This window comes from Mycobacteriales bacterium, from assembly GCA_035533475.1.
GTDB lineage: Bacteria > Actinomycetota > Actinomycetes > DATLTS01 > DATLTS01 > DATLTS01.
Genome location: DATLTS010000067.1, coordinates 1 through 11,374, shown reverse-complemented (window position 1 = coordinate 11,374; position 11,374 = coordinate 1). Strand labels below are relative to the sequence as shown.

16 protein-coding genes are annotated in these 11,374 nt (G+C 72.4%); 4 read left to right on the top strand and 12 right to left on the bottom strand.

Annotated features, from left to right (window positions below):
- Positions 1 to 145 precede the first annotated feature (145 nt).
- The 3 genes from VNG13_16015 to VNG13_16005 are packed head-to-tail and all read right to left on the bottom strand — an operon-like array spanning position 146 to position 2,806.
- Entirely contained in the window at positions 146 to 757 is a 612-nt protein-coding gene (locus VNG13_16015; protein ID HVA62024.1) for a GerMN domain-containing protein, read from the bottom strand.
- Positions 750 to 2,129 carry a HAMP domain-containing sensor histidine kinase gene (locus VNG13_16010; protein HVA62023.1) on the bottom strand — a complete coding sequence of 460 codons (1,380 nt, stop codon included), beginning with the start codon at positions 2,127 to 2,129 and terminating at the stop codon, positions 750 to 752. Before VNG13_16010 ends, VNG13_16015 begins: the two co-directional genes overlap by 8 nt.
- Positions 2,126 to 2,806: a response regulator transcription factor gene (locus VNG13_16005; protein ID HVA62022.1), complete on the bottom strand. Its 681-nt coding sequence runs from the start codon at positions 2,804 to 2,806 to the stop codon at positions 2,126 to 2,128. Before VNG13_16005 ends, VNG13_16010 begins: the two co-directional genes overlap by 4 nt.
- A 246-nt stretch (positions 2,807 to 3,052) precedes the next feature.
- Here VNG13_16005 and VNG13_16000 point away from each other — a divergent pair, with 246 nt between their 5' ends.
- Both VNG13_16000 and VNG13_15995 read left to right on the top strand, forming a co-directional pair.
- The gene (locus tag VNG13_16000) at positions 3,053 to 3,460 is read left to right on the top strand and encodes an STAS domain-containing protein (protein ID HVA62021.1); all 408 of its coding nucleotides are present in this window, start codon (positions 3,053 to 3,055) and stop codon (positions 3,458 to 3,460) included.
- 38 nt (positions 3,461 to 3,498) lie between these two features.
- The gene (locus tag VNG13_15995; protein HVA62020.1) at positions 3,499 to 3,765 is read left to right on the top strand and encodes a hypothetical protein; all 267 of its coding nucleotides are present in this window, start codon (positions 3,499 to 3,501) and stop codon (positions 3,763 to 3,765) included.
- Between the two features lie 128 nt (positions 3,766 to 3,893).
- Here the strand turns inward: VNG13_15995 and VNG13_15990 are convergent, their stop codons facing one another.
- From VNG13_15990 to VNG13_15980, 3 genes are read right to left on the bottom strand one after another with little or no spacing between them, the layout of a single operon-like run.
- On the bottom strand, positions 3,894 to 4,430 hold the full coding sequence (locus VNG13_15990; GenBank protein HVA62019.1) for a hypothetical protein: 537 nt from the start codon (positions 4,428 to 4,430) through the stop codon (positions 3,894 to 3,896).
- A gap of 19 nt (positions 4,431 to 4,449) precedes the next feature.
- Positions 4,450 to 5,109: a TasA family protein gene (locus VNG13_15985; GenBank protein HVA62018.1), complete on the bottom strand. Its 660-nt coding sequence runs from the start codon at positions 5,107 to 5,109 to the stop codon at positions 4,450 to 4,452.
- Between the two features lie 35 nt (positions 5,110 to 5,144).
- Positions 5,145 to 5,735 carry a signal peptidase I gene (locus VNG13_15980; GenBank protein HVA62017.1) on the bottom strand — a complete coding sequence of 197 codons (591 nt, stop codon included), beginning with the start codon at positions 5,733 to 5,735 and terminating at the stop codon, positions 5,145 to 5,147.
- Positions 5,736 to 6,039: 304 nt separating this feature from the next.
- Between VNG13_15980 and VNG13_15975 the strand changes: the two genes are divergently transcribed.
- Entirely contained in the window at positions 6,040 to 6,195 is a 156-nt protein-coding gene (locus VNG13_15975) for a hypothetical protein (protein HVA62016.1), read from the top strand.
- A gap of 25 nt (positions 6,196 to 6,220) precedes the next feature.
- Here the strand turns inward: VNG13_15975 and VNG13_15970 are convergent, their stop codons facing one another.
- From VNG13_15970 to VNG13_15945, 6 genes are read right to left on the bottom strand one after another with little or no spacing between them, the layout of a single operon-like run.
- Positions 6,221 to 6,631, bottom strand: coding sequence for a thioredoxin family protein (locus tag VNG13_15970; protein HVA62015.1), 411 nt, complete (start codon positions 6,629 to 6,631; stop codon positions 6,221 to 6,223).
- Between the two features lie 55 nt (positions 6,632 to 6,686).
- Positions 6,687 to 7,328, bottom strand: a complete 642-nt coding sequence (locus tag VNG13_15965; protein HVA62014.1) for a zf-HC2 domain-containing protein — start codon at positions 7,326 to 7,328, stop codon at positions 6,687 to 6,689.
- The gene (locus VNG13_15960; GenBank protein ID HVA62013.1) at positions 7,325 to 7,837 is read right to left on the bottom strand and encodes a sigma-70 family RNA polymerase sigma factor; all 513 of its coding nucleotides are present in this window, start codon (positions 7,835 to 7,837) and stop codon (positions 7,325 to 7,327) included. Before VNG13_15960 ends, VNG13_15965 begins: the two co-directional genes overlap by 4 nt.
- Positions 7,838 to 7,884: 47 nt before the next feature.
- Positions 7,885 to 8,553 (bottom strand): DUF2993 domain-containing protein, encoded by a 669-nt coding sequence (locus VNG13_15955; GenBank protein ID HVA62012.1) that lies wholly within the window; start codon positions 8,551 to 8,553, stop codon positions 7,885 to 7,887.
- Positions 8,554 to 8,561: 8 nt separating this feature from the next.
- Positions 8,562 to 9,440, bottom strand: a complete 879-nt coding sequence (locus tag VNG13_15950) for a hypothetical protein (protein HVA62011.1) — start codon at positions 9,438 to 9,440, stop codon at positions 8,562 to 8,564.
- A 24-nt stretch (positions 9,441 to 9,464) separates the two neighbouring features.
- Positions 9,465 to 10,250: an alpha/beta fold hydrolase gene (locus VNG13_15945; GenBank protein ID HVA62010.1), complete on the bottom strand. Its 786-nt coding sequence runs from the start codon at positions 10,248 to 10,250 to the stop codon at positions 9,465 to 9,467.
- Between the two features lie 141 nt (positions 10,251 to 10,391).
- Between VNG13_15945 and VNG13_15940 the strand changes: the two genes are divergently transcribed.
- Entirely contained in the window at positions 10,392 to 11,132 is a 741-nt protein-coding gene (locus VNG13_15940; protein HVA62009.1) for a response regulator transcription factor, read from the top strand.
- Positions 11,133 to 11,374: the final 242 nt, after the last annotated feature.

Genomic DNA, 11,374 nt, shown 5'->3' with positions numbered 1-11,374 from the left:
CTTTGTCAGGGCTGCTCCCACCCACCCCGGCACCTCCCGAAGCAGGCTGCCCTCAGCTTCACCGCCCTGCTGCGACAGGGCCAGCGGCGAAGGTCTCTCACCTCCTACTCAAACAGCAGCGCCTCACGGCGCACGTGGATCCGGGCTAAGACCTCCGTGGTTGCAGCCCGGCGTAGTCGGCGCGCGTGACCGGCAGATCGGTCAGCGATCCGTCGGGCAGAGGCAGTTCGAGGTGACGCCCCTCGACCGAAACGGTGATCCTGATGATCCGGCGTGAGGCGGTGGCCGTGAAGACCAGTTCCGCGACCGCGAGGGCCTGGTCGGCGGACGGAGCGGTCGTGAATGCGGTCGACATGTCCAGGTTGGCTGTCTCTCCCGTCAGGTCGAAGGATACGAGGTGCGTCCCTTCGGGGATCGCACTGCGCAGCCCCGCTTGTGACTGAGCCGTGTCGACCCCGTTGAGGAGGACGCGGATCGCCTGGTCGATGCGCCCCGGGGGAGGTGCCGATACCTTGATCGGCACGATTTGGGTCCCCTTGGCCACGTAGATCAACACCGGTACCAACGGGGGGGTCGGCGACTTGCCCGGTGCGGGTTGCGACGAAAGCAGGCCGAACGGGACCTCACTGCGCGAAATATCGGTGGGCACCTGGCTGGTCGGGATCGAGCAACCGAGGGCCGCGCTCAGCAGGCAGCCCACTACCGCGGCGCGGGTGGCCCCAGTTGCGCCCCAGGTTCGCGAGCGTTTGCTAGACACTCCGCACCGGCAATCGAATGACAAATCGAGCGCCCCCCGCAGGGCTGTCCTCGACCCATACCGCCCCGCCGTGGACACGGACGTGCTCGCGCACCAGGGCGAGGCCCAGCCCGGCTCCCTCAGTGCCGGTGCGCCCACCGGGACCGCGGGCGAACCGCTCGAAGACGCGTTCGCGATCCGGGAGGCCGATACCGGCCCCGGCGTCATCGACCGCGATGCAGGCGGCGCCGGGCTCGACGGATATGTGTACGGCAGTGGGTCCGCCGCCATGTCGCACGGCGTTGTCCAGCAGATTGGCGAGCGCTCGTTCCATGCGCCGCTTATCGAGCAGCATCACGGTCTGCCTCGCCGCATCGTCGACGGACACCGTCAGGTTCGGTGTGCTGCTGTCCTGGCAGACTCTCACGACCAGTTCATCGAGACGCACCAACTCGAACTGCGGGCGGTCGCTGCCGCCGTCCGCACGGGAGATTTCCAGCAAGTCCTGCACGAGGCGCTGAAAACGGTGCATCTCTTCGTTGAGCAAGCCCAGCGCCTGCCTGCCGCGGTCGGGGAGGGCATCGCGGCGCATGTTCAAGACACTCAAGGTAGCGGCAAGCGTGGTCAGCGGCGACCGCAGCTCATGACTGACATCCGCCGCGAAGCGAGCGTCACGTTCGATACGGCGCTGAAGTGCACCGGCCATTTCGTTGAAGGAGTCCACGAGCGCAACGATCTCGCGGTCTCGCGCGGGGGGGAGTCGGGTATCCAGGTCACCGTTAGCGAGGTTCACGCTGGCTTGTGCAACCCGGCGCAGAGGTCGAGTCAGTCGCTGGGCCGCCAGCCGGCCAATCAGCGCGCCAGCCACAGCCGTCGCCAGCGCCGCAAGCGTCAAAGCCAGCGCGATGTCGTGTAGCGTGCGATTCAGTTCGCTCAGGTCGGAGATGTCGAAGTAGGCGGCATCGACTTCCGGCAGCGGGATCCCCACGGCAAGGTGCGGCGCGCCGCCGACAATCAGGATCTGGCGCGCCGGAGAGCCCGCGAGAACCCGTAGGCGGAGTGCCGCCGGGAGGACGTCGCGCCCATCCGCCAGAGTCGAGGCATACCAGCGGCCCTGATGTTCAACGACGGCCGCCCCGCCGGATGAACCCGGGAGACCGGTGAGCAGGTCAGTTACATAAACGTTGCCCGGTCGCAACTGGTCCCGCACCAGTCGTGCATTCAGGTAGGCCTGCCGTTCCGCGCTCGCGATCCGCTGGCCCTGAAGGTAGCTGCGGGAGAACCCGTACGCGATCAGGGCGAGCGCCAACGACAGCAGCAGGGCGCCGAGAGCCAAGACCGCAGTGAGCCGCGCCTGCAAGCTCGGAAACCGCCAACCCACGGTTACTGTCACCGGACGAGTTTGTACCCGAACCCACGAACGGTGATCAGGTGTCGCGGTCGCGACGGGTCGGCTTCTATCTTGGTCCGGAGGCGGCGGACGTGCACATCCACGATGCGAGTATCGCCGAAGTAGCCGTACTCCCAGACCTCCTGGAGTAGCTGTTCGCGGCTGTAGATCAGTCCCGGTCGCGAGGCCAGTTCGGACAGGAGTCGGAACTCGGTCTTCGTCAGGTGCACCGGTTCCCCGGCCAACTCGACCCGACCCTCCTCCCGGCGAATCACCAAGTCGCCGAGTTCGATCGCCGGCTCCCGTTCGGGGCCAGCCTGGGTACGCCGCCGAAGGGCCCTCAGGCGGGCGGTCAGCTCCTTGACTACGAAGGGCTTCGTGATGTAGTCGTCGGCGCCGGCCTCGAGGCCCGCCACGATGTCGTGGGAATCCGAGCGGGCGGTCACGATGACGATCGGGACGCCGCTGTGCCGGCGGATCTGCCGGGTGAGTTCGAAGCCGTCCATCCCCGGGAGCATCAGGTCGACGAGAACGACATCGGCGCCGTCCTGCCCGAAGACGTCCAGGGCCTGCTCTGCCCGTGCAACGGCGCGTACTTCGTAGCCTTCGTCTTCGAGGGCCAGAGCCAGCGAGGCGCGGATGGCGTTGTCGTCCTCCACGACGAGCACGCGGGCGGCCACTGCGTCGAGTTTGCCACAGTCGGCGCTCGCTCCCGATAAGCCGGGCCACCCGTACCACTGGTAGGTCGCCGCGCCAGGTGCCCGGAGTCGACCCTGGAAACGGTCGTCCGGGGAGTCCGAATCACAGACCTCCGCTGATTGGCTCGTCGCAAGATCGGCAGGATCGCCTTCCGATCTTGCCGATCGCTGGAGAGCTCGTGACGGGTGCATGTCGGTGCCCGCGACTCATTCCGTCATCGGACCGTCATGCTGCTGCCAAGGCAACCGTCACATCGTCAGGCCATCCTGGCCCTCGAGCGCAAGCATCGGGAGGCCAACGTGACCGCGGCATTGACGGTGGAGTGCACCCCATTGGACTCGCAGACGCTCCTCGTCTGTCCAGTAGGCCTAGTAGACATTCACACCAACCTCGGGCTGCGCCAGGCTCTGCGACCGGTCTACCAGCAGTCACCGGCCAGTGTGGTCGTGGACCTCAGCAACGTAACGTTCTTGGACCGCACGGGGCTCGTCACCCTCGTTGCCCTTCGGCGCTGGCTGGCCAGTCGTGACGGCACACTCATGCTCCGCTCGGTGCCACCGCCTGCGCAGCGCCTTCTCGCGGCGGTTGGCCTGCACCGGGTGTTCCAGTTCGAACGGCCAGCCGCACTCACCTGAGCCGCCACGCCCGGCCAGTCGAGCGGAAGGAGACGGTCATGACGGCTCTGGCGACAACCGAGCCGGCCTTCGCGGCCCACGCTCGTGTCGACGGCGGCCATGCGACCGTGCTGGTGTACGGAACCGTCGATCGGGCGAGCGTCGCAACGATCGTCGATCTCATGTCGGGCCTGATGACCCTGGGGGTCCGTTCGTTCGCCGTCAACTTCGGCTACGAGACCGCTCTCGTACCGAAGGGTGCTCCCGGTTGCCCGGTGCGGGCGGTGTTCCCAGACGAGCGTCGCTACCGACAGCGGGCGGGATAGCCGGCCGCTAACCCGGCCACTGATCGCGCCCTTGCTGCGGGCCCTTCGCGCTCGGCGAGCCACCGGGGGGACCCCGGCGCGCCTCGGCACTTGGCGAGCGCTGAAGTACCCGTCGGCGAGCCCCCGGTTCAGGAGTTGGTCGTCCCGATGCCGGAGATCTGATCGCTGCGCACGCTGGTCGAGATCGTCGCGCTGGTCGACGCCGCGGTCGTCGACGCCTGGAGCAGCACGTTCCCGTCGTTCGGGGTCGGCACCACCGAGGAGGTCGCCGGCGACCCGGTGGTGGCGCCGACCACGGTCGCGGTGCCGCTACAGAGGTTCGTCGTCTCGTTCCAGCTGCCCCCGACGCAGGCGGTGAGGGTGACCGCGCTCGACGCGCTCACCGTGTACTCGGCGCCGGTGAGCGGCTCGGTGCCGGTGTTGATCGCGTAGAAGTAGGCCGGGGCGATCAGGGTTACCGCGACGGTGAGCGCCCCGGGGGTGGCCGGCGGGGTGCTGGTCAGCGACGGGACCAGGATCCAGCTGCCGGAGGAGATCACCTGGGCGGCGCTCACCCCGGCCCCGGTGATCGCCGCATCGGCGCGGGCGCCCAGCAGGAAACCCGGCAGCCCGAGAAGGGCGGTCGTCGTGATGACGACCGCCCTTCCCGGGCGAGTCAGCCGCATCAGGCGGCTATCGGATCGGCTAGCTGTTCGTCGTCGCCGCGGCCCGCTGCTGCTCGTCGAACGTCCAGGTGATGTTCGCGGTGTCACCCTGGATGGTGTTCGCCGGCGGCGTGCCGTTCGTCGTGGTCTCGGTTCCGGCCAGCGCCACGGAGACCTGGATGTTGGTGACCGCCCCGACCGCGACCGCGGTGGTCGCGCCCAGCAGGGTCTGTGCCGTGGAGATCACGGTCGCCATCGGGGTGCTGGCGAGAAGCACCGACGTGGTACCGCCGCAGAGGCCGGTGGTGGGCGACCAGACGCCGCCGTTGCACTGGGTGACGGTAACCTCCAGGCCGGCGGTACCGGTATTGAAGGAGTTGTCCAGCGGGCTGGCCGAGCTGTCCGCGGCCTTCAGGGTGAGACCGAGGGCCGGCAGCGTCCCGCCGTTGGTGAGGTTGACGTAACGGTTCACCACGTCCCCCGGCGCCAGGCCGGAGATCGACGTGCTGAAACCGGCGCCGTTGTTCGCCATCGTCAGGCTCAGGGTGCCGCTGGCGATCGACTGGATGGCGGTCGCCTGCGCGTTCAGTGCCGCGTAGACGCCGGTGCCGGTGACGGCCAGCCCGGTCACCGCGAACGCCAAGGCGAGTGCGGTGCGCCGGGTCGAGCGACCGGTGGCGGGATTGCGATGTGCGCCCATGGGGGGTGTCCTTTCGAGACGGATGGACGGTCGGGTCAGGTGGGGAGCGCGTGGGCTCGGCGCTGCGCCGGCGACGGCCGGAGCAGCGCCGCGGTGCCGATCGCGGTGATCAGCAGGCCGAGCAGGGCGAGCAGCAGCGCGCGGGCCCGGGGGGTCCGGACCGCGACCAGCGCCCGGCCGAGGTCGGGGATCACCCCGACGACGACCCGCACGTCGGGGCCGAGCAGCTTCGCGTGCCAGGGGTCGGCGGCCTTGTTCGCGTCACCGCGGGTGGTGACCACCGGGGCGTTGCGGTCCCCGGTGACCGTGACCAGCCGGTGCGCGAACGGCGCCGACTCCCCCGGCGGGACGAACACGGCGATCTCGCCGGGGTGCAGGGAGGAGACCGGGACCAGCCGGGTGAGGATCGCGTCGCCCGGGCGGTAGGTCGGCACCATGCTGCCGGTCAGCACCGGGGAGACCCCGACGTGGAACACCAGGTGCCCGACCGCGGTGAGCGCCAGCCCGACGAGCAGCACCGCGGTGAGCAGGCCGCCGGTCGCCCGGGCCAGCCGGCGGGCCAGCCGAGGGGCCAGCCGAGGGGCCAGCCGGCGGGCCCCCCGACGACGGCTTCGCGATCCGTGCACCACGCCTCCCGCAATCACTGTGGGTGCATGTTCGGTGACGGTGCGCCGCCGGAATAGACCCCGGGCGAAAGACCCTCACCACTTGATCCGTTCGGGCCAGGTCATCGGGGCTCCGGTGACTAGCCGCCCCGGCGGCCGCTACGCCGGGTGGGTGAATCCCCGCCCGGCGGCCCGGTCCCCCGCCCGCGGCCCGGGTGCCCGGATTCGAGCGGCGCTGGGCGGGTATCACCTGTTTGGCTGTTTGGTTCCGCCTCGGCTGGTCCGATAGGACTAATGCGACATGGCATTCGGAGGGGAGGCCCCGATGGCGACCGTGATGGAGCCGATGCGTTGGCTCGAGGACCGGATCCCGCTCACCCTGCTGATCGACGTGCTGGACGAGCACGGGCCGGGCTCCCGGGAGATCTGCGCGGCGGAGCGCGACGACGCGAGCTGGCTGCCGCTGCCCCACTCGGCCTGAGCGCGAGGCGCCGACCGGGGACGGGTCAGGTCAGCGCGGTGTCCAGCGCGGCGATGACGTCCGCCTTACGCGGCTGACCCGCCGCCCGCTGCCGCACCAGCCCGGCGCGATCGAGGACGAGGGTGGTCGGCGTCGAGCGGATGTCCAGGCGGCGCACCAGGTCCAGGTGCGACTCCGCGTCGACCTCCACGTGGGCGACGCCGTCGAGCATCCCGGCGACTTCGGCGAGGACCTGCCGGGTGGCCCGGCACGGCGCGCAGAAGGCGCTGGAGAACTGGAGCAGGGTGGCCCGCTCGCCGAGCCGGGTCCCGATCTCCTCAGCCGAGACGGCCGCCCGGTCGGCCGCGGTGACCATCCGGCCGCGCCGGCGCCGCCAGATCCCGCCGCCGACGCCGGCCACGGCGAGCGTCGCGAGCAGCACCCAGACACCGGTCACATCCGCCGGAACGCCGGCCGGGGGCGCCGTGTTCCGGGACGGATCGCGGGGGTTGTCAGACCGGGAGCGCGACGATCTGCTGGCCACCCGTCGTCTCGACCCGCAGCTGCGACAGCTGGGCCTCCGGGATCGCGGTCGTCGCCTCGATGTGCGCGGTCCCCTCGTAGTCGGCCACCCAGCCGCCGGCCACCTCCGCGGCGCCGGTCCGGCTGACCGCCACCAGCTCGCAGTGCTCGCGGCGGGGCACGCCGCTGATCGCGAGCGAGATCTGGGTTCCGGCGGTGCTGGCGACCAGCCGGACGGTCACCCGCACCGCGCCGTTGGTCGCGCTGAACGTCGGCGCCGGCGCCGAGCCGCCGGCCAGCAGGGCGGCACCGATCCCTGTGCCGATCAGGGCGGTCGCGGCGGCTGCGGCCAGCCAGCGGTGCCGGCGCACCCGGCGCACCCGGCCCTCCCGCGCGGCGGCGGCGAGCAGCCGGTCCAGCAGGGCCGGCCCGGGATCCACCGGTCCACCGATCACGTCCTCGACGGCGACCCGGGCCAGCAGACCCGGCAGCGGGGCCAGTTCGGCGAGCTCGCGCCGGCACCCGGGGCAGCCGTCGAGATGGGCCTGGAACGGGGCCAGCTCGCCCGGCGGGAGCGCGCCCACCAGGTAGGCCGCCAGGTCGCCGCGGTGCGCCGCGCAGGCCGCGCTCACGGGGTCACGCCCCGCTCGTCCAGCGCGAGCCGCAGCGCCCGCAATGCGTAGTACGAGCGCGATTTCACCGTGCCCGCGGGAACCCCCAGCGTCCGAGCCGCCTCGGCGACAGACTGACCGCGGTAATAAGTCTCAACGAGGACCGCCCGATGCTCGGGGCTCAAAGTCGCCAGGGCGTCGCCGACCAGCCAGCCCTGCATCGCCCGGTCGATGTCGTCCGCGCCGGACACCGAGCGGGCGAGCTCGAAGTCCACCTCCGCCGGGCGGGTCTGGCGGGCCCGGTGCGCGTCGACGCTGAGGTGGCGGGCGACGGTGAACAGCCACGGCCGGATCGCGCCGCGCCCCGGGTCGACCGCCTCCGGGTGGCGCCAGGCGCGGAGCAGCGTCTCCTGCACGATGTCCTCGGCCCGGCCCCGGTCCCCCCCGGTGAGCCGCAGCGCGAAACCCAGCAGCGGCCCGGCGTGCTCCGCGTAGAGCGCGCGGAGCATCGTTTCGTCGCTGGTCGCCATCACCGTCCCCACAGACGGAGCACGTCGGCGGCGCCGGGGCGGTTCAGTCACCCGGCGGTGCTGATCGTGAACGCGCCGGCCGCCGCGGCGATCTGCACCCCGGCCGGATCGGCGGTCACCGTCTGGAGCGCGATGTGGAAGGGCAGCGACGGCAGCGAGACGGTGAAGTCGAACAGCCCGGCGGCCGGGCCGCCGACGGTCACCCCGCCGGCGCCGGCGGCGCTCACGTCGACCGCGATCGCATCCCCGTCGACCCGGACCCGACCGACCCGGCTGGTCCCCCGGTAGGTCACCGTCACGGTGCCCGGGCTGCCGCCGTAGGCGACGGTGATCCCGCGCGAGGCGACCGCGGCGTCCAGGTCGGCGTAGCTGAGCTGGACGGTCCCGGTCGCGGAGGCCACCGGGATGGAGCTGACCGCCCGGTGCACGATCGCCGAGAGGGGCACCCGGACGCCGCGCAGGTCGACGGAGAGCCGGGTGATCGTGGCCGAGCCGCGGCGCAGGCCGGTCACGGTGACCGAGAGGTTGTCGTAACGGCCGGAGATGGCTTGGGTGAGAAAGGGGAACCCGCCGATCGACACCGCCGGGCTACTGGACAGCTGCTCGGCGATCTTGATCCGGGTGGCGACGGCGGACTCGGCGAGCCGGACGGCGACGCGGTCCGCGACGGCGAGCAGCACGGCGAGCACGGCGATCAGGACGAGGAGTCGGCGCATGTCGGGACCTATCCGAGGAGGATCCGGCCGGCGACGTAAGCCGCCGGGCAGCCGATCGCGAGCGGGAGCAGCACGGTGACCGGGGTGAGGGCGGCGAGCTGCCGCTCGTGGCCGCTGCCGGCGAGCGCGCCGCGGCCCAGGTCGATCGCCACGTCTGCGGCGAGGGCGAGCGCGGCGGTGACGACACCGAGCCGCAATCCGACGCTGACCCCGACCAGCCGGACCGTCGCGCCGTAGCCGGCGCCGACCCCGCACCCGGCGGCGAGGCCGAGCAGCAGACCGGGCCAGCCCCGGGTGCCGCCGGTCACCACCCGCGGGTGGCTGAACGGGATGTCGGTCCACCGGGCGACGAGCAGCCCCGCCCCGCCGCCGAGCAGCGCGGCCGCGACGGCCTGCTCCCCGCCGCGCCCGGCGCGCAGGCCGATCAGGGTGGCGACGGCCAGCCCGAGCAGGACCGCGGACATCGACCCGGCCAGCGACTCGGCGACCCGGACCCGGCGGCGGCGCTGCATCTGGAACGCCAGGGCGGCGACCAGCGCCAGGCCGAGGATGCCGGCCAGACCGCCGAGGCCAGAGCCGCCGGTGCTCAGCAGCAGCAGGTCCGACGCCGAGCAGGCGGCGGCGACGATGACCAGCCCGCCGAGGCTGCCGGGGGTGTCGAGCACCGCGAACCAGGCGAGGGTGAGCAGCAGCTGCACGACGCCGACGCCGACGGCGAGTGCGGGTCGGCCGAGGTAGCTGGACCCGGCGAGCGCGAGCGCGACGACGGCGGCCCCGACGCCCGCTGCGAACGGATGCCCGGGGGGCGCTGCGGCGGCGTGGTGGTGCGGCGGCTCGGCGGGCTGCCGGGTCGGGCTCGGCGCGGCTCCCGCCGCCGGTGCCGCCATGCCCGCCATCGTGCCAGAGCCGGGTCAGGCCGTCCCGGGCTTTGCCGGACGGGCGGCGTTCGCGGTCGAGGCGGCGCGAAGCCATCCGCCGATCCGGTCGAGCAGCTCCGGGGTCGCCGCCGCCTCGGCATGCCCGAACCCGGGGACGATCCACAGCTCGACCGGCTCACCGGCCGCCGCGGCGAGCGCCTCGGCGTGCTCCACCGGGAAGTAGGCGTCCCGGTCGCCGTGCACGACGAGCAGCGGGACCGGGGCGATCCGCGCGACCACCTCGACCGGGGCTTCGGGGACCGGGTCCCAGCCGCCGGCCGCGATCCGGGTGTGCAGGACCCGCCGGGCGAGGAACCGGCCGGCCCGGCGCTCCACGACCCAGTGCAGCCGGCGCATCGGCGGGGTGCCCCGGTAGAACCAGCGGCTGGTCCCCGACACCGCGGCGACAGCCGCCACCCCGCCGTGCAGCGCGGCGTGGCGGATCACGACGCTCGCCCCCATGGAGAAACCGCAGCTCGCGACCGCGCGATAACCGAGACCGCGGGCGGCGGAGACGGCGGCGTCGAGGTCGAAGACTTCCTTGTCACCGACCGTGGAGTAGCCGGTCGAGGCGCCGTGCCCGCGGAAGTCGAAAGCGAGCACCCCGGCGTGGACCGCGAAGCACTCGGCGATGGTGCGCACCGAAGGCCGGCGGATCGACCCGCTGAAGCCGTGCCCGACGACGATCGCCAACTCCCGGTCCGGGCCGGCCAGGTGCACCGCGGCCAGGTGCTCGCCGTCGACGGTGGTGAGGGCCAGTCGCTCCCCGGGCTCGGGCATGTCAGCTATTGTGGCGGCACGGGATTCGGGCAGTGCCGCCCCTCGGGGTGATCTGCCGGGTCCCTGTCGTGTTCCTCGGCCTTGTTCTGCCTGCTCGGCTTGTTCTGCCTGTTCCGCTTGTTCCGCGCTCCCGGAGGTTCCGTGACCACCCTGCTGCTGCTGACGAACGGCCCGACCCCGTCGGCCGGGGTGCTGCCCGCGCTCGGGCTGCTCTCGCACCGGATCCGGGTTGCGCCGCTCGAGGCGTCCGCGCTGCTCGACACCGCGCCGGCCGACGTCATCCTCATCGACGCTCGAAGCGACCTGGTGGCGGCGAGATCGTTGTGCCGACTGCTGCGAACGACCGGGACCTCCGCGCCGATCCTCGGCGTCGTCACCGAAGGCGGGCTCGTCGCGGTCTCCGCCGACTGGGGGGTCGACGACGTGCTGCTCACCTCCGCCGGTCCCGCCGAGGTGGAGGCGCGGCTCCGGCTCGCCCTCGGCCGGCGCGCGCCGTCGGCGGACGAGGCGGCCCGGTCGACCGAGATCCGCTCCGGCGAGCTGACGATCGACGAGGTGACCTACAGCGCCCGGCTGCGCGGGGCGCAGCTCGACCTCACCTTCAAGGAGTTCGAGCTGCTGAAGTTCCTCGCCCAGCACCCGGGGCGGGTCTTCACCCGGGCCCAGCTGCTCCAGGAGGTCTGGGGCTACGACTACTACGGCGGCACCCGCACCGTCGACGTCCACGTGCGCCGGCTCCGCGCCAAGTTCGGCGCCGAGTTGGAGTCGCTGATCGGCACGGTCCGCAACGTCGGGTACAAGTTCGTCAGCCAGCCGGTCGTGCCGCTGCCCGCCGACGAATCCCGCGTGGCGGCCCCCGGGGCCGCCGCCGCCGCCAACTGACGTTCGGTCTCGCAGCCCACCCCCGGGCGCCCGCTAGCCGGGACAACCGGCCGCCGAAGGTGCACAGATGTTCATGGCGGTTTGGGTCCGCGCTTGGTCTTGTCGGGGGGTGCCCGCCTCGTCCCCGGTCGTCCCGCCGACGCTCCTGCAACTCGGGACGCGGGTGCGCCAGCTCCGCGCGGACCGCGGTCTGACCGCGGGGCGGCTCGCGGAGCAGGCGGGCCTCAGCGTGCGCGGTGTGC

Bases quoted from the DNA above. Each gene is read 5' to 3' on its own strand.
- VNG13_16000 (HVA62021.1), top strand. From the start codon at position 3,053: ATGCTGCTGCCAAGGCAACCGTCACATCGTCAGGCCATCCTGGCCCTC.
- VNG13_15995 (HVA62020.1), top strand. From the start codon at position 3,499: ATGACGGCTCTGGCGACAACCGAGCCGGCCTTCGCGGCCCACGCTCGT.
- VNG13_15990 (HVA62019.1), bottom strand. From the start codon at position 4,430: ATGCGGCTGACTCGCCCGGGAAGGGCGGTCGTCATCACGACGACCGCC.
- VNG13_15985 (HVA62018.1), bottom strand. From the start codon at position 5,109: ATGGGCGCACATCGCAATCCCGCCACCGGTCGCTCGACCCGGCGCACC.
- VNG13_15975 (HVA62016.1), top strand. From the start codon at position 6,040: ATGGCGACCGTGATGGAGCCGATGCGTTGGCTCGAGGACCGGATCCCG.
- VNG13_15960 (HVA62013.1), bottom strand. From the start codon at position 7,837: ATGGCGACCAGCGACGAAACGATGCTCCGCGCGCTCTACGCGGAGCAC.
- VNG13_15955 (HVA62012.1), bottom strand. From the start codon at position 8,553: ATGCGCCGACTCCTCGTCCTGATCGCCGTGCTCGCCGTGCTGCTCGCC.
- VNG13_15950 (HVA62011.1), bottom strand. From the start codon at position 9,440: ATGGCGGCACCGGCGGCGGGAGCCGCGCCGAGCCCGACCCGGCAGCCC.
- VNG13_15945 (HVA62010.1), bottom strand. From the start codon at position 10,250: ATGCCCGAGCCCGGGGAGCGACTGGCCCTCACCACCGTCGACGGCGAG.